The organism is Ruminococcus sp. J1101004sp1_RTP21198st1_B9_RTP21198_201120 (genome assembly GCF_040924245.1).
In the GTDB taxonomy this organism is placed as follows: Bacteria; Bacillota; Clostridia; order Lachnospirales; family Lachnospiraceae; genus Blautia_A; species Blautia_A faecis.
On the sequence record NZ_JBCOMI010000002.1, the window covers coordinates 67,406 to 89,965 of the forward strand.

Below are 22,560 nucleotides of genomic sequence, written 5' to 3' on the forward strand. Positions count from 1 at the left end.
TACTGTCTGCAGAGTCAACAGTGATTTTTTTCCCATTACTGGTCACTCCGTGACCAGTAACTTTTTCCTAAGTTCATACAAAATAGCGCAGCATAAACTTGCAAAATCGAAGATTTCCAATTACAATGAATACATCATTCATGAAAGGATTTTACAAAATGACAAAGGAAGAACTCGCTCTTGAAGTGATAGATCGATTAAAGAAAGAATACCCCCTGGCAGATTGCACTCTTGATTACGATGAAGCCTGGAAACTGTTGGTTAGCGTACGGCTGGCAGCACAGTGTACAGATGCCAGAGTCAATGTTGTAGTGCAGGATCTGTATGCCAGATATCCGGACATAGCCGCACTTGCAGCAGCTACCCCTGAAGAAATTGAAGCGATTGTAAAGCCTTGCGGACTGGGAAAAAGTAAAGCCAGAGACATCAGCGCATGCATGAAAATCCTGCATGAAAAATACCATGACAATGTTCCATGTGACTTTGACGCTCTTCTCGCCCTCCCTGGTGTAGGACGCAAAAGTGCCAATCTGATCATGGGCGATGTATTCGGTAAACCAGCTATTGTCACTGATACACACTGCATTCGTCTCACCAACCGGATTGGCCTTGTGGATGGAATCAAGGATCCTAAGAAAGTTGAAATGGCACTGTGGAAAATCATTCCGCCGGAAGAGGGAAATGACTTCTGTCACCGCCTGGTAAACCACGGACGGGAAGTCTGTACTGCCAGAACCAGGCCTTATTGCGACAGATGCTGTCTCGCTGATATCTGCGCAAAAAACGGAGTAGACTAAAGCAAAGGCTTTCTGCAGGATATGCAGGTTTTAAAGCTCCCTATAAAAAGGAAGCATTTTCGCCCGGATATTTTCTCGAAAATGCTTCCTTTTACGGTTATTCTCCCACACTTCTTCTCAACGCAAACATAAAAATCTTCTCAAATCCCACACTCACTGCAATAATGACAATTGTCCATGCAAACAGGTCTGGTGTCTCCAGATACACCTTGGCTTTGTATAATTTTTCACCGATGGAACCAGCAGGAATGCCGATTACTTCAGCCGCAATTCCCGCTTTCCAACAGAGACCAAGTCCCAGTTTACAGGCAGTAACTGCATATGGCATAACCTGGGAAAGATAGATAAATTGTAATTTTTTTCCCACTCCCGCTCCAAAGGAATCTGCCATCTCCAGAAGCTGTTTGTCCGTCTGCCTGATTCCTTCCAGAATATTTGTATATACCACTGGAAAAACCATGAGAAACGAAATAAAAACGGATAAGTTTCTGGATGGGATCCAAATCAGGCACAGAATGATAAAAGAAGCAACTGGCGTAGCTTTTATCACCATGATCAATGGCTCCATCAGCACTTCCACAGCAAAAAAAGCAGAAGAAAGCGCCGCCAGAACCGTTCCCAGGATCAAAGCCAGAGAAAATCCCAGTATAATCCTTACGAAACTGAACACCACAGATTTCCAGAAATCTCCCATTACAATCAATTCGGTAAGTCTCTTTATAACAGAAACAGGAGATGCCAGAAGGATCTCCTGTTTCAGCCACATACTGGTCAGCTGCCATACCATAATCCATACAGCAGCTGCCACAATTTTATAAAATATCCGATATTTTTTTGCCTTATCAGCGTTTATAATAGAAGTCCTCATCTGGTAACTGACCTCCGATTGTTTCCGGATTCTGCTCATTTAGTGTGTTCAGATAGCCGGAAAGAATGGTCTGCATTTCGTCGCCCTCCATGAATACAATACTGCATTCCGGAATGGCTTTTGCTGCAACTTCTGCCGGAATAATATCATGGTTTCCAATGATCTGGGCAGCTGCTTCTGTATCAGAATTTACAAATTCTACAGAGTCCTTATATGCATCCATAAACGCATCAATATCTGCTTCATGCTCTTTCAGATAATCATTTCTGGCAATTACAACACCTGTTACCAGCCTGCTTCCATCTGTTGCAGAAGACTCCCAAAGCTCATTCAGGTCAAGGGCCACACGAAGGTTCTCATTCTTCATAAGTGCAGTGGTTACAAAAGGCTGTGGAAGAAGTCCAACTGCTGTCTGGTCTTCTGCAAGCGCTGCTACAACCTCTGCATGCTCAGACTTGTACTCAATGGTCACATCCTTCTCCGGATCCAGTCCATTAGACTTCAGAACAGAGTTTAACGCATACTCCGGAGTCGCACCTTTACCACTGGCATAGATCGTTTTTCCCTTTAAATCATCTACAGACTGGATGGAATCACCATTCTCCACCAGATAAAGAACACCAAGAGTATTTACTGCCAGAACGCTGACGTTTTTATCTGTTTTCTGATATAAAACGGAGGCTAAATTGGATGGAACAGCTGCTACATCTACCTGTCCCTGAACGATCATTGGGACAATTTCATCTGGAGATGCAGCAAGGGAAAACTCGTAATTCTCATCGTCCAGAAGCTGTGCCATTCCCATTGCAGTAGGACCCTTCAGTGCCCCAATTTTCATTACAGAACTGTCTGAATCCGTCTCATCAGCCGGCTCTTCTGATGTCTCATCTGCCGCTTCCGTTTCTTCCTTCTGTTCTTCTGCCAATACAATATTTGCGCTTCCAATACCTCCAGCCATTGTTCCAACACCAAGTGCAGCTGCCATAAACCATGATAATGCTCTTCTCTTCATAGAATGTCCTTTCCGGATCTTTACCTGATCCCATCAGTTCGTAATAGGTTACTGTTCACTGGTAACATTCCGCGAGGTGTTTTTTGTGAACAAAGTTCACAGAAAACCCGAGAGTTGCGGCGCGAAATCATGCAAAGCATGATTTCTGTGCATCGCGAAGCGTGTTACTGTGAACGGAGTGAACAGTAACCGTAATAGAAACTATACTGCTACAGCAGTCAGATATTTGTCTCTTGGATTTATAGCCAAACTATATGCGTCATAATCATTATCCAGATCAAAATATGAGATTCAAAAAGGAGAAGTTCAGCTTTATCACAGTCAAAATGACCCGGTTCTACCGATATTATGATTTATACTGCCTGAAGAAAAGGGTCAGACTGTCCAGTGCCTTGGCAAGGACAAGAGCTTCCTTCTCGTCCAGTACATCAAGCACTGCATCTGTCATTTTGCGGTGAAATTCCGCATGGTGATGATATGCCTTTCTCCCTTTCAGGGTGAGATGGATAAATACCACACGACGGTCCTGCTCACTTCGCTCCCTTGTGGCGTATCCCTTTTTTACAAGGCTGTTCATGGAAGTAGTCAGGGAACCTACGGTGATATTCAGTTTGGCCGCAATGTCGGACATTTTGTTCCCGCCAAGGCCTACAGCTTCAATAATATGCATATCATTATTGGTGATATCCTTATATTCTTCCGTAATGATCGCCTGCTCTTCCAGCTCCATAATCTCGTTGAACAGATGTACCAGTACATCATTAATAACTTCCCTGTTCTCCACTCTTTTCTCTCCTATAATGTGACAACATTATTTTCTATAAAACATTCAAGCAAATATTTACGGTAAGTATATCACAATTTGATATGTTTTTCTACAATTTTACAAATTTCGAAAACGCTTATAGCGCTTATTCAGTAATTTTTCCGGATCAAGCATCTGATAAGTTTCCAGGAATTCTTCTATTCTGTTTTTCAATTCTTCCATGGTATCTGCCATATTTTCTCTGGTAAGAGGCTGATTCTCAGGGATTACCTGCTCGATAATTCCAAGGTCCTTCAGATCTGCAGCTGTCAGCTTCATTACTTCTGCGGCTTCCTTTGCCCGTGTGCTGTCTTTCCACAAAATAGATGCAAAGCCTTCTGGAGAAAGAATTGAATAAATGGAATTCTCCATCATCCAGACCTGATCACCTGCGGCAAGAGCAAGGGCCCCACCGCTGCCACCTTCTCCAATTACAATAGAAAGCACCGGAACTTTAAGGCTGGAGAGCTCATACAGATTTCGGGCAATTGCCTCTCCCTGGCCCCGTTCTTCCGCCTCCAGTCCACAGAATGCCCCAGGTGTATCCACAAGGCAGATCACTGGTCTGTGGAACTTTTCTGCCTGCTTCATAAGACGCAGGGATTTTCGGTAACCTTCCGGAGAAACCATGCCAAAATTATGGGCAATATTCTCTTTTGTACCACTTCCTTTTTCCTGGGCAATCACCGTTACAGGCTTTCCTGCAAGGTATGCAATACCGCCAACCAGAGCCGGATCATCGCCAAAAAGTCTGTCTCCATGAAGCTCTGTAAAGTAATCGAACAGCCAGGGAAGATAATCTTTTCCTGTTGGACGTTCTTTGCTTCGTGCAAGAGAAACATGCTCCCAGGCGGATTTTTTTGCTGTGATTTTCGTTGTAAAATCCACATTTGATTTGCTGTTTACAGACATGTCGACAGCTGAATCAGATTTTTTTGCAGAAATATTCTCTGCATTTTCCTGCCCTTCCAGACTTTCCATGCTGTCATTTTTACAGTGCATTTTCAAGAGTCTGGCCAGTGTTTCTTTCATGTTCTTTCGTTCTACAATCTGATCAATAAATCCATGTTCCAACAGAAATTCTGAACTCTGAAAGCCTTTAGGAAGCTTCTGCCGGATCGTTTGTTCTATCACTCTGGGACCTGCAAAACCAATCAATGCACCTGGTTCTGCCAGGATAATATCTCCCAACATGGCAAAGCTTGCTGTCACACCACCGGTAGTTGGATTCGTAAGGACACTGATATAAAGAAGCCCGGAATCGCTGTGTCTTTTTAAAGCTGCGGAAGTCTTTGCCATCTGCATCAGGGATACAATTCCTTCCTGCATTCTGGCACCTCCTGAGCAGGCAAAAAGCACTACAGGCAGCCGTTCCTGTGTTGCCCTTTCCACTGCTCTTGCAATTTTTTCTCCCACATTTTCTCCCATACTGGCCATGAGAAAACGGCTGTCACACACTCCAAGCACTACAGATATTCCGCCTATTTTTGCCTTTCCTGTGACAATTGCTTCGTCCAGATTTGTCTTTTCCTGAAGCTTTTTTACCTTCTCTTCGTACCCTTTATAGGACAAAGGATTACTTATTGGCATTACCTTATCCCACTCTTCAAAGGTTCCTTCATCTGCCAGCATTTCGATTCTTCTCCTCGCATGAACACGGAAATAATTACCGCAATGCGGACAGATATAGGCATTCTTTTTCACCTCATCTACAAATACAGCGGCCTTGCAGGCATTACATTTCTTCAGCATACCATCCGGCACTTCTGGTTTCAGTTCTTTATCTGCACCTGCAGATTTGTTTGCAATTGTACGTTTAAAGGCATATCTAAGCTTCATTTACCTTCACTCCTCCGATCTGATGACTCTCCAGAAAGCCGATATCAAATACCCCTTTCTGATAGTCCGGATCGTTCATGATTTCAAACTGATAGTCTACATTTGTATCAACACCCTGAATGATCATTTCTCCCAGAGCGCTTTTCATTTTTGCAATTGCTTCCTCACGGTTATTGCCGTGTACGATCAGCTTTGCAAGCATGGAATCATAATACGGTGGAATCTGATAACCACTGTAAATTCCTGTATCTACCCGGATTCCCTGGCCTCCGGGAAGATGAAGATCCGTGATTGTTCCGGGTGATGGGCGAAAATTTTTCCATGGATTTTCGGCATTAATACGACATTCTATGGCATGTCCCTGAATATGAATATCCTCCTGGGAAAAATGCAAAGTTTCCCCGGAAGCAATCCTTAACTGTTCCTTTACCAGATCCAGACCAGTAACCCATTCTGTCACAGGATGCTCAACCTGAATACGGGTATTCATCTCCATAAAATAAAATTTTCCTGTCTTTTCAAGGAGAAATTCAATGGTTCCAGCATTTACATAATGTGCTGCTTTCGCCGCTTTTACTGCTGCAATTCCCATCTCTTTCCGCAGTTCTTCTGACACTGCCATAGAAGGAGATTCCTCAATCATTTTCTGATGATTTCGCTGAATAGAACAATCTCTTTCTCCAAGATGCACTACATTTCCATGACTGTCTGCAAGAATCTGAAATTCAATATGTCTGGGATGTTCCACAAAGTGCTCAATATACATGGTTCCATCTCCAAATGCGATCTGAGATTCCTTCTGAGCTGTAAGAAATGCCAGTTCAAAGTCCTCCGGAGAAAAGGCAGTCCTCATACCTTTTCCACCGCCTCCAAGAGCTGCTTTTATAATGACCGGATAGCCGATCTGACTGGCCTCTCTTGCTCCTGTTTCCACATCCAGAATAGCTTTTGTGGTGCCAGGGATTACTGGAACTCCTGCTGCTTCCATGGTATTTCTGGCAATCTGTTTGTTTCCCAGATTCTGGATTACCTGTGATGGAGGTCCCACAAAAGTGATGCCGCACTGCTCACAAATCTGGGCAAATCTGGCATTTTCAGATAAGAAGCCAAATCCAGGATGTATTGCATCTGCACCGGATACTATGGCGGCACTGATAATACTTTCCATATTCAGATAACTTTTAACAGAAGGTCCCGGTCCAATACAGATGGCTTCGTCTGCAAGCTGCGTATGCAGGCTTTCTTTGTCTGCCTCAGAATACACTGCAACTGCTTCTATTCCCATTTCCCGACAGGCGCGGATGATCCTTACGGCAATTTCTCCGCGATTGGCAATTAATAACTTTCTGATCATAATTTCACCCTTCCGAGTATCGTAATATATATCTATCTAGCCCACCATAAAAGTAAGTTCCGCTTTCACTACAACCTTTCCATCCACAGTTGCCACAGCCTCTCCAACACCCATAGGCCCTTTCTGTTTCATGACTTTCATTTCCAGTTTTAGCTTATCTCCAGGCTGAACTTTCCCTTTAAACCGGCACTTATCAATGCCGCCAAAGTAAGCAATCCTGCCTTTGTTTTCAGGCTTGGAAAGAATCGCGACCGCACCTGTCTGTGCCAGTGCCTCCACGATCAGAACGCCTGGCATTACCGGCTCCTGGGGAAAATGTCCTTTAAAAAAATCCTCCCGGAATGTGACACATTTATAGCCAACAGCAAATTCTCCCGGTTCATAATCTTCGATGTAGTCAACCAAAAGGAACGGGTGACGATGAGGAAGGATTTCCTCAATTTGTTTTATATTTAAGTGATTCATATCTGCTCCTATTTCATTGAAAAACAAATGTATTTATCCTATTTTTGATAAAATGGTCTGCGTGTCAAAAGGGATTCTGACCTTTTAACATGGATATTATAAAATTTAGCTTCTTTCTATATCAACGGATTACAAATAACGGCTGTCCATACTCTACAGGCTGACCGTTTTCAACCAGAATTTCTGCAACTTCTCCATCAAAATCGCTTTCAATATCGTTCATCAGTTTCATAGCTTCTACAATAGCAAGAATCTGTCCTTTTTTTACTATATCTCCCACTTTTACAAAGGCAGGAGCATCCTCAGATGGAGCTGCATAGAATGTTCCTACCAGAGGAGATTTCACAGTATTTCCTGTTGGTTCTCCGTTGGAAATCACTGTATCTGAAGCCTGTTTTTTCTCACTTGCAGAAAGTTCTTTATCCGCCATTTTTCTATCTGGAGCCTGTTCCGAAATGCTATATTTTTCTCCATATACGAAACCTTTTTCTCCTGTTTCAGCACCCGATAATATGTTATTTTGCATGGTTCCAGGTATGATCACAGGTGCAATTTTATTATTTAAAGTCAGTTTCACTCCATCACCTTCATAGCAGAAAGACTCCAGATGAGAAGCTGATACATGGTCGACCAACTTTAATATTTGTTCAAATTCCATGATTTTTTCTCCTTATTTACAGCAATTTCTACAGCAATTCATACTTTAAATATATCTTTTCAGTACCTTCACAGGCACAGGCTTCGCAAACTGATAATACTCGCTTTCACCTGTATTTTTTCATTAAAAGTACTGCGTTATGTCCACCAAATCCAAGAGAATTGCTCATAGCATAATTTACTTCCTGCCGTGTTGGTCCGCCGATACAATAATCGAGATCCAACTCTTCTTCTGTCTCCTTTGTGCCTACAGTCTGATGAATAAACCCTTCCTCAATAGACTTCACACAGACAACAGCTTCCACACCTCCGGCGGCTCCTAAAAGATGTCCGATCATAGATTTAGTAGAATTGATTTTTACCTTCTTTGCCGCATCTCCAAGTGCTGCTTTAATGGCTCTTGTCTCAAAGAGATCGTTGTGATGTGTACCGGTTCCGTGCGCATTAATGTAGTCGATTTCTTCAGGTTGTACACCAGCTTCTTTCATGGCATCCGTCATAGCATGCGCCGCTCCGCTGCCGTCTTCAATCGGAGACGTAATGTGGTAGGCATCGGCAGTTGCGCCATATCCCACTACCTCAGCATAGATCTTCGCACCACGTGCTTTTGCATGCTCAAGTTCCTCCAGAACAACAACTCCGGCTCCTTCTCCAATTACGAAACCGCCTCTTTCTTTATCGAATGGAATGGACGCACGATATGGATCCTGACTGGTGCTAAGGGCGGTCAGATTCGTGAATCCAGCCACACCAACCGGGCTGATCGCACCTTCCGTTCCCCCTGCGATCATAACCTCTGCATCACCATACTGGATTGCACGAAATGCATCTCCGATACAATGTGTTCCAGACGCACAGGCAGTCACTACGTTGGTGCATTTTCCCCTTGCACCAAGAGCAATGGATACGTTTCCAGCGGCCATATTGCTGATCATTTTGGGAACAAGAAGAGGGTCAACCTTGGATGGTCCGCGCTGGATCAGTCTCTGATCTGCAGATTCCATTGCCTGAAGGCTCCCAATTCCGGATCCCACGATCACTCCAACACGGAAAGGATCTTCTTTTCCCATTTCAATTCCTGCATCTGCCATAGCCTCCTTTGCTGCAGCCACTGCATATTGGGAAAACAGTTCCATTCGTTTGGCAGATTTGAAATCCATATAATCTTTTGCATTAAAATCTTTTACTTCTGCCGCAAGCTTCACCTTAAAATCTGCAGTATCAAATCTGGTAATTTCTCCGATTCCTATTTTGCCTGTTTTTACACTTTCCCAGAAGGCCTGCACATTATTTCCCACAGGTGTTACTGCTCCAAGTCCAGTCACCACTACACGTCTTTTACTCATAACATTCCTCCATCTACGCACAAAACCTGCCCTGTAATATATCTGGCTTCCGGTGATGCCAGGAATGCTACTGCCTTGGCTACATCCTCCGGTTCACCATAAGTTCCCATAGGAATATTCTTCAAGGTTTCTTCTTTTACCTTATCAGAAAGTACATCTGTCATGTCCGTTCTGATAAAGCCAGGAGCAACGGCATTTACGGTAATTCCTCTTGATGCAAGTTCCTTTGCTGCAGTCTTTGTGAGACCGATCACACCTGCTTTTGAGGCTGCATAATTAGCCTGTCCGGGGTTTCCGCCGATGCCAACAATGGATGCCATATTTACAATGCGTCCGCTTTTCTGCTTCAACATCTGTCTGGCCACATGATGAATGCAGTTAAAAGTTCCTTTAAGATTTGTATCTATAACCCTGCAGAAATCATCCTCACTCATTGCCATCAGAAGCCCGTCTTTTGTAATTCCTGCGTTATTCACCAAGATATCTATCTGTCCATATTTTTTTACTGTTTCTTTAATAAAAGCACCGCAGGCATCAAAGTCAGATACGTTGCACTGACTGGTTTCAGCCGCACCTCTGGCAGCAATAATCTCAGCTTTCACTGCCTCCGCTTTTTCTTTTGAACCATTATAATTTATAACTACAAATGCTCCCTTAGCAGCAAGCTCAAGAGCAATCGCTCTTCCGATTCCACGGGAAGCACCTGTTACAACTGCAATCTTTTTTTCTGCATTCATTCCTTGTTTTACTCCTGTAAAGTCAGGTGAATATCATATTTTTCCAGCACGACAAACATTAACTTTTCCTTTGTTAACCACTTCTGAATTTCTCCGTATCGGCTGCTTCTGATAATACCTGTATTATTTTAATTAACTGTTTTTGATCTTATTTTCTACTGTGTATAAGATCTGAAATCTGTTCAAGATCTTCCACATTCTGAATATTATAGGTCTTCATTTCCGGCGCTATTTTCTTCATAAAACCAGCCAAAGTCTTTCCGGGACCAATTTCTACGAAAGTATCCACACCCTCCTGAATCATCTTTTCCACACTCTGCTGCCAGAGAACAGAGGAAGAAATCTGCCTTGCAAGAAGATTTTTTGTCTCGCTGATGTCTGTCACATACTGGGCGGTCACATTGGTCACATAAGGAATCTTCAGACCGGAAAGCTCTACTTTTGACAGTTCTTTTTCCAGTTCTTTTCCTGCATTTTGAAGCAAAGAGGAATGAAAAGGGCCACTTACTGCAAGGGAAAGTACACGTCTTGCACCGGCTTCTTTCAGCTTCACAGAAGCTTCTTCTACAGCAGGTTTTGGTCCTGTGATAACAATCTGTCCAGGGCAATTGTAATTGGCAATTTCAGCCTTTGTTCCTGCAATTGCGTTCTGGATCTTATCTGCATCAAGACCTATAACAGCTGCCATAGAGCCTTCTCCTGCCGGCACTGCGTGTTCCATAAGGATTCCTCTTTTTCGCACAGTTACTATGGCATCTTTCATACTCATTCCACCTGAAACAGCAATGGCACAGTACTCTCCAAGGCTTAATCCGGCAGTTATATCCGGATGAAGCCCACACTCCTCCACCACTTTTTCCATTGCAAGACAGGTGGTTACCAGTGCTGCCTGCGTATATTCTGTAAGGTTTAATCTGTCATTTTTTTCAAAGCAAAGAGCTTTCATATCCAGAGAAAGCCATTGACTTGCCTGGTCAAAAACCTGTCTGGCAGAGGGATACTTTTCATAAAAATCCTGTCCCATTCCAGCCTTCTGTGCTCCCTGTCCAGGGAAAAGAAATGCGATCTTACTCATAAATTCCAGTTCCTTTCAACAACGCATCCGTCTCTTTTACCAACTTTCTGATCAGTTCCTGACAGCTCATCTGCTCCTTCACAAGTCCTGCACTCTGACCAGCCATAACGCTTCCCATTTTCACATCTCCGTCTACAACAGCACGGCGCAGGCTGCCAAGCGTCATCTGCTCCAGTTCCTCAAACGGAACTCCTTCTGCCTCTTTTTTCAAGTATTCTTTTGTCATCTGATTGCGGAGAGCACGTACCGGATGACCGGTGGAACGACCGGTTACCTTTGTATCAATGTCCTTTGCTTTCAGTATCATATCTTTGTAATTCTGATGTGCCCAGCACTCTGTGGTTGCCACAAAATGAGTTCCCATCTGAACGGCTTTTGCACCAAGCATGAAGGCTGCTGCAATCCCTCTTCCGTCTGCGATTCCACCAGCTGCAATAACCGGAATGTTCACTGCATCTACGACCTGAGGCACCAGAACCATTGTGGTTGTCTCACCGATATGGCCGCCGGATTCACATCCTTCTGCCACTACGGCATCCGCTCCGCATCGCTCCATTCTCTTTGCGTGAGCCACAGAAGCAATAACCGGAATGATCTTTACTCCTGCTTCTTTCCACATTTTCATGTATTTCTCAGGGTTTCCTGCACCAGTTGTAACCACTGGAACTTTTTCTTCCACAATTACCTGTGCAATCTCATCTGCATATGGACTCATCAGCATAATATTCACACCAAAAGGTTTATCGGTGAGTTTTTTCACCTCCCGTACCTGCTGTCGAACCCAGTCTGCAGGAGCGCTTGCGGCTCCAATCAGCCCAAGCCCGCCAGCTGCTGAAACAGCTGCTGCCAGATGATATTCTGCCACCCAGGCCATGCCGCCCTGAATGATCGGGTATTCAATTCCAAGTAATTCCGTAACTTCTGTTTTCATGAAATTCTCCATTCTGTAATTCCGTTATACCATGCCCACCTATGGCAAATACATGCCGGAATCATCCTGTAAACAACTTATATTTCTTGACATTCCGGCTTATTATTTATGTATACTGCCAAAGCCTGAATACAAAATTTCCAAATTACTGGCGACTCTGAAGATAGCTTTCCACATCACCGATGGTCTTAATATTCTCAAGATCTTCAGTAGGAATCTCTACCTCAAACTCTTCCTCCAGTGCCATTACCATCTCAAAAAGATCAAGGGAATCTGCTCCGAGATCTTCTTTGAAAGATGTTTCTGCTGTCATTGTACTTACGTCTGCTCCTAATGAATCTGCTGCGATTTCTTTGATTTTTTCTAACATTTTTTTGTTCTCCTTATTTTGTTTTTTAGATTTTCAAATCCATTTTTCAACTTTTTATGATTCAAAGCTTTACATGGTTGCTGTTCACTTTATATGACCAGAGTGTGTTTGAAAAAGACATTCTGCAAAATATACTGTAAAATAGGGCGCGCAGATTGCGGAAATGATTTTCAAAACGCTCTCTAACAACCTGTATTTATCAGCCTGAATTACCTGATTTCCAGAGCAAAGCAGCTTTTTTATCTGCTATAGTTTTATTTTTCAAAGCCCTGATACACATTTTTACCACTGAAGCAGGCTGGCTCCATAGGTAAGTCCACCGCCAAATCCTGAAAGGATAATCCAGTCTCCTGAATTTAATCTGCCTTTTTTATTCCACTCATCCAGGAGAAGCGGAATGCTTGCGGAGGATGTATTTCCCAGATTTTCTATATTCATCGGATACTTTTCCAAAGGTTCGTTCATGTGTTTTGACACTGAAGCAACGATTCTTTTATTCGCCTGATGAAGCATGTAAAAGCGGATTTCTTCTTTTGTTTTTCCTGCTTTTTCCAAAACCTCCATAATCACTTCCGGAACTTTGGAAACTGCAAATTTGAATACTTCTTTTCCATCCATCTGCATGTAAGTTGAAGAAATATCTGCGTCTTTTTCTATAAATTGCTGCTGATTGCGGCTGACACAGGTAAGGGCTTCGCCTTTACTTCCAATAGAATGAACAGCCTGGGTATAGACTGCATTTTCTTCCGCTTCCAGCACCACCGCACCGGCGCCATCGCCAAACAATACGCAGGTACTTCTGTCCTTCCAGTTTGTAAGATGGGAAAGAGTTTCAGAACCAATTACCAATGCCCTGCGATAAATCTGCTGTCCCAGATAGGCCTGGGCTGTATTCAACGCCAACAGAAATCCTGTGCATGCACCGTTCAGATCAAAGCAGGCTGCGTTCACTGCACCGATCAGTTTCTGCACTTCGCATGCAGCACACGGCATGATTCTTTCAGATGACATGGTAGACACCAGGAGCAAATCAATCTTTTCCGGTCGCATTCCTGCATCTGAAAGAGCTTCCTCAGCCGCACGAGCTGCCATATAAGCAACGGTCTCTCCACCGCTTGCAATGTGTCTCTGACCGATTCCGGTTCGCCCACGAATCCACTCATCACTTGTATCCATCATGTGGGACAGTTTGTCATTGTCCCACACCTGAACCGGCCTGTAGGAACCGGTTCCCTTTATTTTTCCAACCATAATACCCTCCAGGTATGTTGTGTAGTTCTTATTTTTAATTTAAAATAGTTTGATTATCAAAGTATATCACATTTTTGGACTTTGTCAATAAAAAAATACTGTCAAAACCAAAACTTTATTTTGTTTCGGTTCTGACAGTATTTTGGGGTTATTTCTTTACTTTGACTTTGCAGGTAATTTTTTTGTTTCCTGACTTCACTGTAATTGTAGCTGTTCCTTTCTTTTTCGCAACTATTTTTCCTTTTGAATTTACTGCTGCTACTTTGGAATTGGAACTTTTATAAGTTACTTTTTGCTGGCTGGTGACTGGTGTGCGAGTAACTTTCAGCTGAAAGCTTTTTCCTTTTCTGGCAAGGATTATATTCCGTTTATTCACGGAAACAGCCGTTGTTTTTACAATGCCTTTCTGCACTTTTACCAGGAAAATCCTACGGCTTCCGTTGGTATAAGTGATGGTTACCGTTGCTTTTCCAGCTTTTTTCCCAGTGATTTTGCCCTTCTTATCCACTTTGACAATCTTTTTATTGGTGGTGCGGACTGACTTTATTTTACCACCTGACTTGTAGGTTTGTTTTACCCGTAAGGTAAGTATGGTGGTAGTTGGTATAGGTGTCGCAGTCGGTATTGGAGCCACGCTTACAGTTGGTATCGGGGCTACACTCGCGGTGGGTGTCGTTTTCGCACTTGCCGTTGGCGCCGGTTTCACGCTTACAGTCGGTGCCGGTTCCGCACTTGCAGTCGGGGTCGGAGCCACACTTACGGTTGGCGCCGGTTTCACGCTTACGGTCGGGGTCGGTCCCGCACTTACGGTTGGCGCCGGTTTCACGCTTACGGTCGGGGTCGGTTCCGCACTTGCAGTCGGAGTCGGAGCCACACTTACGGTTGGCGCTGGTTTCACGCTTACGGTCGGGGTCGGTCCCGCACTTACCGCCGCAGTTGGTGTCACTGTAGGCACAACTGTAACTGCGGGCTCATTTTTCCCCTTATTATCTGCATAACTCTCTTCTGCCAGAACCGGCAAAATAAACACAGGACCAGCCGTTTCTGCTGAAGTAGTAGAAAAACTGGTATACTCCACACGCTCCTCACCAATGGTAATATATTGTCCCTTTGTAGAGCGTCCCACCAGCAAATATCGTGAAGATGGCGGTGTTCCCACATCATCCCATGTGGCATCCACCAGATACCAGTTTCCATCATCCATCTGTACATAATTCCACATGTGCGCTCCAGGAGTTCCTGAAGAAGTTCCCCTGGCTGTTCCGCTGACACAGGCACAATTTATTCCCATATAATAGCAGAAAATTTTCATGGATTTCGCATAGCCCTCGCAGACAAATGCAGGATCTGCATCCAGAAACAACGAGGCGGCAGAATGCACCCACAAAGTATTATCGTTCCTGTAAGTAACTCTCTGACAGATATAATCATGAATCCGCTTTATTTTCTGCTCCATATCCATGCCCAAAGTCTGCTCATTCAGCTCTGCAACAGCACTCTGAACACCACCCATAAAATCCCCCATTCGAGTATGGGAATTCTCACTGATTTCCCTGTTTGCCGGTTTAAAGGTGAAATTCTTAAAGGTTCCCCTGTATCCGGTAGAAGAGGACCCATCCCGAACACAGCTGACCCGGTATCCATAGTTGCTGCCCCTGAACCAGAATGCCTGTGGATAATCATAGGAAAAAGCATCTGAAGCTGCCTGAATGGCTGTTTTCACATCATTGGTAGCCTGTACATAGCTTTCTCCTTTTCTCTGAAAACTGCCATCCTCAACAACTGCTTCAAATGTAATGGTATCAGGAAATTCAAAAGGAAAATCAACACTGTCCAGATACTGGCTGTAATCCACCACATAATTCTGCACCAGAAGATCATACAAGGCCTTTGCATTTCCATCCAACTGAGCACCATAGCTGTCCGTGTAATAGTCCAGAGAAAAAAGGCTGATGCCGCTGTCAACGGAATCTCCTGCAATAGCACCGGAGATGATCTCACCAGATTCTTCTGCCTCAATCCTGTCATTTTCCTCTGTGGAAATTTCAGCCTGAAAGCCATTTAAATCCTCATTCCCCACTTCAGGAGCAGCTGAAAATTCCTCCTCGTTCTCCTCGTCAGCCCATATTTCTTCTACTGCCCCAAAGCCTTCTGCATCCTGCATTTCTGCGGCAACGCACAGGGGCTGAGCAGCCATGACAAATGTTGAAAGTATAACCAGTAAGCGCTTCCGTTTCTTCATTTATCCCTCTCTTTTCTTATAAATCATTGCATATTTATTTCCGATTCGTTATAATATTTTAACATGAAATTTTATTTTTGTGTGAATAGCAGAGCATATTTCACAAATATTTTTTACACAGGAGATTCTATATATGAATAAAGAAAAGAAAATACCAGGACATATCCTCTCGCTTTTTATCATTCTTCTCTCTATCAGTGGTGTATGTCTTCTTATGTATAAAGCCCAGTTTCGTTTTAACCTTCATCAGCCCATTGAGTACGTTATGATGACAACTCATAAACCTACAGGTACCATAACCTTGTCCTCGGATTCCCCCGTTCTTACAGAGACGTTTACCTGTACAGTTCCTGAGTTAAAGATGTTTACACTTGAGGGCACTGCAAAAAATAAAACTTCCAATGCCCGCCTTTTCATCACCTTGACGAATGCAGATTCCGGAGAAATTTATTATCAGGCAGAACACACGCTTTCCGTTTTCCGCGCAACAAAAAAGAAAGAACTGACCTGCGATCTGTCCCAGCCAGTAAGTGCCTCTGAAAATGCACATTTACAATTAAAACTGAAATTAATAAATGGGGAGAAAACGGTTCTTTCTTTTACATCAAATGAAAAACAGGCCTTAATTCAGGAGTTTAACAACGATACAAACAGTCATACAAATATTATTTATTCCTTCACTTACGGCGACAATAATTTCATGCTTTATTTTTATATTGCGCTGTGTGTTATCTTGCTTTTATTTATAATAATGACATTTTATCTGATCATTATCCGCCAGATGACCGTGCAGAAATTTTATATTCCTGTTGCTTTATTTCTGGGACTGATTTTCCAATGCCTGGTTACCGTTCACGGAGTTCCGGATGAACCAACGCATTTTGATGCAGCTTACAGCCTTTCTAACAAAATGCTGTTTGTAAAAAATACGGAAACCCCAGGCAATACCATATATAAACGGCGTTGTGATGCTCAGTTAAGCGATATGTTAAGCAATGGACTGGAGACGAACTCCTACTACCAGCTTCTGTTTCACAGCTTTGAGTTTGCTTCGGATACGGATCTGATTGAAATTTCCTATGTAAGCACATCAGGTCTGGTTCCTGCAGTCGTTTATGTTCCGGCTGCAATAGGACTTAGTATTGGACGGCTGCTGCATCTTTCCCCCATGCTTACTTTCCAGCTGGCAAGAATCTGCAGTCTTTTGGTATTTATTCTTCTGGTCTATTTAGCCATTTGCATTGCACCATTTGGAAAAAATCTTCTGGGAGCACTTGGGCTTTTGCCTATCACACTGCAGCAGGCAGCTTCTGCTTCCTATGATTCTGTGATAAATGGGTTCATTTTTTTGTTTACGGCGCTGTGTTTTTACAGTTTACATAACCCCAGACGAAAAAAAAGTTACCTGATTGCTCTTGGATTTCTGGCACTGTTCATTGCAATTGTGAAAGGCGGGGTTTACCTTCCACTTTTGTTATTGTTGCTCATGTGTTTTTCCCATGTGCCCCATCATCACATGCATAAAAAGATGCGCTGGATCGTTCCTTTATGTATCTGCGTGGGAGCTGTCCTTTTAATTGCAGTTACTTTAATTAAATTTATGCCTATGTTTTCTGCAATGTTTGCCACAGATATTTCTGCGGATCCGGAAAATACTATTTATCCGATTTCATATGTATTCCAGCACCCGCTCCAAACCATTTATATTTTATGGAATACGGTCATCCAGTGCAGTGACACCATTCTACGAGGCTTATTAGGTGGAAAATTATCCTGGCTGGATATTAATATCAACTGGTCCCTTTTAATAGTATTCCTGATCATTCTTTTACTGCTTGTAAACGTAAAAGGAGACGCCCCGGTTTTCACCAGGAAAAACCGGACATTTATCGCCTTTAGCTGTCTGGGATCTTTGCTGCTGATCATGTTTTCCATGATGGTCGGTTATACCACAATGGATTGTGATCATATACAGGGCATTCAGGGACGTTATTTTCTTCCTCTTGCTCCAGCGCTGTTTTCCCTGTTCTCTACAGCTATGGTGTCTGTGGATCATAACCGCAGCTGTAAAATATGGGAAACTATGATGGTGATTGAAAGTCTTGTTGTTGTACAGGCTATAACAATGATCATATAACAAAAAGTGGAAGCCTTTTTTGTGCTTCCACTTTTTATTATTTCTCCAGGCAGACATATCTTCTCTAGAGCGTGTTTGAAAAGGGCTTTCTGCAAGATGTGCGTCACAATTTGTGGGAGATTTTGTCCGGATGAGGGCGCCGTAGCGGGCTACGACAATCGAATTCGGGCAAAATATACCGCAAAGTGGGGCATGCAGATTGCGGGAATGATTTTTCAAACAGGCTCTAGCGTTACTACCATATATGAACGTTCGTGCTTCGCACTGCTGTCCAGAACTTTCATAATAATTTGTTATACTGCTCCTGTATTCTCTGCAGTTCCATTTCAAAGTCCTGCCGGTTCTTCTGAACCATTGTCTGCAGGACCAGTCCGGAAAACAATGACTGAATTGCTCCCAAAACAGCAAAACCACATACGATCAGAGTAGGAATTTTTCCCACGCGTCCGGTTTCAAGGAAGGTTACAAATACCGGGATAAAGAATCCAATTCCAAGGATCAAAAGCACTGCTGCCACCAGTCCGAAGAATGCCATTGGCTTATAATTGCGGTATAATTTGGCTATGGTTTTCAGTACCCGGAAGCCATCTGAATATGTATTCAGTTTGGATTCACTGCCTTCGGGACGATCTCTGTACTCAATCACTTCATTTTCGATATACATGTTCTTATCAACTGCGTGAATGCTCATTTCAGTCTCAATCTCAAACCCCTTGGATAATACAGGGAAGGACTTTACAAACTGGTAGCTGAATGCTCTGTAGCCTGTCATGATGTCGTTTATCTGGGTTTTAAACATAATGTTAATGCATTTACGCACCAGACTGTTTCCAAAATTATGGAATGGCCGCTTATTCTCTGTAAAATAAGTAGATGACAGACGATCTCCCACTACCATATCAACCTTTTTATTCAATACCTTCTCAACCATTGAGGGGGCAAACTCTGCGGGATAAGTATCATCTCCGTCTGCCATGATATAGCACTGTGCATCAATTTCACGAAACATCCTGCGAATAACGTTTCCTTTGCCCTGCTGATATTCATATCTGACTACAGCACCTGCTCTGCGGGCAATTTCATCTGTATGGTCAGTGGAATTATTATCGTATACATATATTACCGCTTCCGGCAATACTTTCTTGAAATCTGTTACAACCTTTTCTATGGTTTTGCTCTCGTTGTAACAGGGGATTAGTACTGCTATTTTATCCATTTTAAATGTTTTCCTTTCCGGTGATTCTTAAGTAAGTTTTCTTTACGCAAAAAATCCGTCGATTGTCTTGTAGCTTTATTTTACTACATAGGCAATCGGCGGGCAAGGGGATTGTTCCCCAAACTATCCGATCAATACTTTTTTCCCCTCAATGTGAACCTCCAGAAATTTTCCGCCTAAAACTCGCACCACAGCCGCAGTTGTGGTTCATTCCTTGTCTATTCCTTTGTTTCTCTCTCAGTTTCTTCCACATTCAGGAAGTTCATTATCTCCTCATAAGACCGTCCACTCTTTACAATTGCTGACAGGATTTCATCTTTCCTTATCGTATCCCGCTTGTCCAATAGCTCTTTCAAAACTGCGGTTGCATGGTCATATCTTTTCTTCGCTGCGATCACATCCGCTTCCACTTTGTAAAGCGTACATTCGCAATCCGCTTCTCTACTTGCTCATGAACGCAGTCGCTTCGCGATCTGTCAGTGGGAGCTTTCAATTCCCACTGACAGAAGCATCCCCCTCACCTGCTGCTTAGTGCTCCGCACACTTGAAGCGGGGGAATGCTTATCTGCGTTCAATCTTTTCATCCAGGGCTTGATCTCCTACTTTTTACTGTAAGCTTTTCCGTCACTGTAATAAATATGAAAGTTCCTTTTTTTCGTGTCTCCCTCGCATAAAAAACGCTTCACTATCATACCGTATACATCATACCTGTCAACATATTTCCCCCGGCTGTTCTCAAAACCGCCCTGATTTTCCTCTATGATTCCACGGATAAAGTCCTTCATTCCCTTCTTTTTCCGACGTGTGATTTTTCGTAAGTGACTCAAAACCACTATATTACATTATATCAGGAGAAACGTCTGGAGTCACTACACCATGTTTTAAGACACTTACAATCATTTACACTGTAACAACATTTTAACTAAAGAAGAAGTTTCATTTTGCAATTTTTCTATAATTAATTTTTCAGATGGCATTAACAATTTTTCTACAAGACATAATAGCAAAAAGCAATATATGTATGCTTGAATTGTAGTACTTATAGTTATTGAAATGTTGAATATACCAAGAATCTGCGGAACCAATTCCTTTATTATAAATTCATTTCCACACAAATACAAAGATGCTCTTCCTAATCGTTCCAATATTTCTACACCCGATAGAAAATACGAAACTCTAAGAACTAAAAATATAGAAGGAAGCGGAGTGATAATTTCAAACATCTTTCCAATTATATCATTTAATCCAATTATTTTAGACAATAAATTATTTTTCCAAAATAGGGAAAACGAATATATAAAACATAATAGCAGAGCAATATTTGAAATCCATTTTACAAGTGATTTCTTACTTCTAAAAAGTTTAAGGACCGGCTCATATGTAATAAATCCTATACAATAAAAAATAGTATAGTATAATGCACTATCAATATTCCAATACCAACTTGGTTGTACGGTGGGAGGTGGAGAAATCAAAAACTGTGAGAACATAAATAAAATTAAGCATGTAATAAATATAATAATTTTTTTATTCATTTTCTTTATAAAAGAAAATAATATTTCAATAACAAACAGACAAGAAAGAAACCATAATCCGCCCCCAAAATTTATATGATTTCGAATATCCCCTTTTAATAAAAGCATTAAATTCTCGTGTATATAAACATTTGTATTTATCAATACAGCATTATATAGAATGCCTAATATAGCGAAAAAGAAAAAAGGAATTAAAATATTAATAACCTTTTTTTGAATATTTTCTAATATTGTTTTATGATTAAAATTTTCAAGGCATCCAGACAAATAAAAAAATAAACATACGTGAAAACTAAAAACCCAATTATATGCATTTCCTGTCACAACTCCATAGTGTCCTAAATAAATAAAAAACATTCCAAAACATTTTGCAACATCAATTCATTGAATACGTTGTTTCATACTTCTTTCTCCCATATAATAAATTTGTGACTATAAATAGTAAGTGCAGTCTGAAACGCGTTATTGCCAAGATTTACAAATCTGCCCATGAAATAACCCCTCCATAATAACAAACCGCCGATTACCATGTAGGTTTATTTTACTACATTGGTAATCGGCGGGCAAGAGTGGAAAAATGTTCTTTGGGATGATATTCTCTATACGAGTTGATATTCACCAGCATATCGGGATCAAATGTCAAATTACATTCTTCAATTATCATTCCAACCCCTATCGTATAATTAATCAAATTATTCCATATCAGCATTGTATTCTAATTCATGTAAATATGGGAAAACGTGTACTACTTCCAAGATTTACAGAGCTATCCATAATAACCAGCGTCGATTACTATATAGTTTTTACATAGATAATCGACGAACAAAAGTCTAATATAATTATGCATTTTCTATAATCTGGCCAATATTTTCTTGCTTAGCTGCTGCATCGGCTTTTCTACGCATAAAAAAGAAAGCAGCGCTATTATGCATGTAATGCCAATACAAAATACCAATAACCAAATTTCTCCTATTACAATGCTGCTTTTATTAAACAGATATACTATGATCTGCTGCACAAAAAAACCATATAAATATAATCCATATGATATATCAGCCTGCGAAAAGCATTTTGCAAAGGTTGGTTTTTCCACCAATGCAAAGGAGAATATTGTATATGAAAATGTCACATATTTTAATATACAAAAGGTAAGCGATCCTGGGTTCAGACAGGACAACAGGAAGGCTGCCAAAATACTTACCTGAATATTTAACAATTTCTGCATACATGGAAAAGTGAATAACACTCCAATCAGATACCACGGAATCAGTTCCATCGCAGCCCATATATCTGTCCCATATATGACACAACGCCATTCAGGATGATACAAAAGTTTTACCATTTGTAGACAACATAATACAACGGTAATCACAGAAACAAAAGCAAAAGAATATCTCTTCTCCTTTTTTTTTCCTGCAAGAATCAAAATAATCGGAACCAAAATATACATTGCGAATTCTATAGGCAGAGTCCATAATGAACCATTTACTGCATTGGGATATGGATTTGTTTCAAACACTCCCGGCAGTGAATATGCTGGAAATAACAATATATTTCGCAGATAATTTCTAACCAGTGGTGACTGAAAATATTCGTTGATTGTAAGTGTTGACAGGATTGGTCCAATCACATAAGCAGCAACTAATGTAAATGCAATAAGCGCAGGAAAAATTCTAAAAACTCTTTTCGTCATATACCGTACCGGATTAGAATCTGATTCCCAGCTTTTCGCAATAAGAAATCCACCAATCAAAAAGAAGATTTTTACTCCGAGCGCCTGAATTCCTTCTCCCCATAATGTAGGAAGGGTATAGCCACCAATATATGCCATATGTCCAGCCATAACCATTATTGCAGCAACAAACCTAATGATATTAAAATTATTGTCTCTTTTCTCCCTCGCCATTAAATAATTTCTTTCTC

21 protein-coding genes and 1 pseudogene are annotated in these 22,560 nt (G+C 41.8%); 3 read left to right on the plus strand and 19 right to left on the minus strand.

Annotated elements, in window-relative coordinates; translation table 11 throughout:
• The first annotated feature begins 158 nt into the window (after positions 1-158).
• On the plus strand, positions 159-797 hold the full coding sequence (gene nth / locus AB5618_RS01510; protein ID WP_148462178.1) for an endonuclease III: 639 nt from the start codon (positions 159-161) through the stop codon (positions 795-797).
• Positions 798-894: 97 nt separating this feature from the next.
• On the opposite strand, the gene AB5618_RS01515 is transcribed toward nth, so the two are convergent.
• From AB5618_RS01515 to AB5618_RS01580, 14 genes are all read right to left on the minus strand, one after another.
• Positions 895-1,665 carry an ABC transporter permease gene (locus AB5618_RS01515; protein ID WP_148462177.1) on the minus strand — a complete coding sequence of 257 codons (771 nt, stop codon included), beginning with the start codon at positions 1,663-1,665 and terminating at the stop codon, positions 895-897.
• Positions 1,640-2,677: an ABC transporter substrate-binding protein gene (locus AB5618_RS01520; RefSeq protein WP_148462176.1), complete on the minus strand. Its 1,038-nt coding sequence runs from the start codon at positions 2,675-2,677 to the stop codon at positions 1,640-1,642. The genes AB5618_RS01515 and AB5618_RS01520 overlap by 26 nt, the downstream gene beginning before the upstream one ends.
• Positions 2,678-3,023: 346 nt before the next feature.
• Positions 3,024-3,461: a MarR family transcriptional regulator gene (locus AB5618_RS01525; protein WP_330602502.1), complete on the minus strand. Its 438-nt coding sequence runs from the start codon at positions 3,459-3,461 to the stop codon at positions 3,024-3,026.
• 99 nt (positions 3,462-3,560) lie between these two features.
• Positions 3,561-5,321 carry an acetyl-CoA carboxylase carboxyltransferase subunit alpha gene (locus tag AB5618_RS01530; protein ID WP_173770181.1) on the minus strand — a complete coding sequence of 587 codons (1,761 nt, stop codon included), beginning with the start codon at positions 5,319-5,321 and terminating at the stop codon, positions 3,561-3,563.
• Entirely contained in the window at positions 5,311-6,675 is a 1,365-nt protein-coding gene (locus AB5618_RS01535; RefSeq protein ID WP_173770180.1) for an acetyl-CoA carboxylase biotin carboxylase subunit, read from the minus strand. The genes AB5618_RS01530 and AB5618_RS01535 overlap by 11 nt, the downstream gene beginning before the upstream one ends.
• A 36-nt stretch (positions 6,676-6,711) precedes the next feature.
• On the minus strand, positions 6,712-7,140 hold the full coding sequence (fabZ, locus tag AB5618_RS01540) for a 3-hydroxyacyl-ACP dehydratase FabZ (protein ID WP_118578791.1): 429 nt from the start codon (positions 7,138-7,140) through the stop codon (positions 6,712-6,714).
• A 121-nt stretch (positions 7,141-7,261) separates the two neighbouring features.
• Entirely contained in the window at positions 7,262-7,798 is a 537-nt protein-coding gene (accB, locus tag AB5618_RS01545; RefSeq protein ID WP_148462173.1) for an acetyl-CoA carboxylase biotin carboxyl carrier protein, read from the minus strand.
• Positions 7,799-7,904: 106 nt separating this feature from the next.
• Positions 7,905-9,143, minus strand: coding sequence for a beta-ketoacyl-ACP synthase II (gene fabF, locus AB5618_RS01550; protein ID WP_148462172.1), 1,239 nt, complete (start codon positions 9,141-9,143; stop codon positions 7,905-7,907).
• A complete protein-coding gene (gene fabG / locus AB5618_RS01555; RefSeq protein ID WP_148462171.1) occupies positions 9,140-9,880 on the minus strand; it encodes a 3-oxoacyl-[acyl-carrier-protein] reductase in 741 nt (246 codons plus the stop codon). Before fabG ends, fabF begins: the two co-directional genes overlap by 4 nt.
• 148 nt (positions 9,881-10,028) lie before the next feature.
• Entirely contained in the window at positions 10,029-10,955 is a 927-nt protein-coding gene (gene fabD, locus AB5618_RS01560; protein WP_195589757.1) for an ACP S-malonyltransferase, read from the minus strand.
• On the minus strand, positions 10,948-11,886 hold the full coding sequence (gene fabK / locus AB5618_RS01565) for an enoyl-[acyl-carrier-protein] reductase FabK (RefSeq protein WP_118578783.1): 939 nt from the start codon (positions 11,884-11,886) through the stop codon (positions 10,948-10,950). Before fabK ends, fabD begins: the two co-directional genes overlap by 8 nt.
• Positions 11,887-12,031: 145 nt before the next feature.
• Positions 12,032-12,256, minus strand: coding sequence for an acyl carrier protein (gene acpP, locus AB5618_RS01570; RefSeq protein ID WP_118578781.1), 225 nt, complete (start codon positions 12,254-12,256; stop codon positions 12,032-12,034).
• A gap of 282 nt (positions 12,257-12,538) precedes the next feature.
• Entirely contained in the window at positions 12,539-13,507 is a 969-nt protein-coding gene (locus AB5618_RS01575; RefSeq protein WP_195380294.1) for a beta-ketoacyl-ACP synthase III, read from the minus strand.
• A 148-nt stretch (positions 13,508-13,655) separates the two neighbouring features.
• Positions 13,656-15,749, minus strand: coding sequence for a transglutaminase domain-containing protein (locus AB5618_RS01580; RefSeq protein ID WP_368366433.1), 2,094 nt, complete (start codon positions 15,747-15,749; stop codon positions 13,656-13,658).
• Positions 15,750-15,882: 133 nt separating this feature from the next.
• Between AB5618_RS01580 and AB5618_RS01585 the strand changes: the two genes are divergently transcribed.
• Entirely contained in the window at positions 15,883-17,886 is a 2,004-nt protein-coding gene (locus tag AB5618_RS01585) for a DUF2142 domain-containing protein (protein WP_368366434.1), read from the plus strand.
• A 96-nt stretch (positions 17,887-17,982) separates the two neighbouring features.
• Positions 17,983-18,066: pseudogene (locus AB5618_RS01590) on the plus strand (DUF6783 domain-containing protein); the annotation flags it as partial.
• Between the two features lie 100 nt (positions 18,067-18,166).
• Here the strand turns inward: AB5618_RS01590 and AB5618_RS01595 are convergent.
• The 5 genes from AB5618_RS01595 to AB5618_RS01615 form a co-directional block, all read right to left on the minus strand.
• Entirely contained in the window at positions 18,167-19,102 is a 936-nt protein-coding gene (locus tag AB5618_RS01595) for a glycosyltransferase family 2 protein (RefSeq protein ID WP_148462165.1), read from the minus strand.
• Positions 19,103-19,320: 218 nt separating this feature from the next.
• Positions 19,321-19,500 carry a hypothetical protein gene (locus AB5618_RS01600; RefSeq protein ID WP_226836596.1) on the minus strand — a complete coding sequence of 60 codons (180 nt, stop codon included), beginning with the start codon at positions 19,498-19,500 and terminating at the stop codon, positions 19,321-19,323.
• Positions 19,501-19,701: 201 nt separating this feature from the next.
• Positions 19,702-19,887 carry a hypothetical protein gene (locus AB5618_RS01605; RefSeq protein WP_148462163.1) on the minus strand — a complete coding sequence of 62 codons (186 nt, stop codon included), beginning with the start codon at positions 19,885-19,887 and terminating at the stop codon, positions 19,702-19,704.
• A 111-nt stretch (positions 19,888-19,998) separates the two neighbouring features.
• Positions 19,999-21,018: an acyltransferase family protein gene (locus AB5618_RS01610; protein WP_368365669.1), complete on the minus strand. Its 1,020-nt coding sequence runs from the start codon at positions 21,016-21,018 to the stop codon at positions 19,999-20,001.
• Positions 21,019-21,487: 469 nt separating this feature from the next.
• The gene (locus tag AB5618_RS01615; protein WP_187566112.1) at positions 21,488-22,543 is read right to left on the minus strand and encodes an acyltransferase; all 1,056 of its coding nucleotides are present in this window, start codon (positions 22,541-22,543) and stop codon (positions 21,488-21,490) included.
• Positions 22,544-22,560 lie beyond the last annotated feature (17 nt).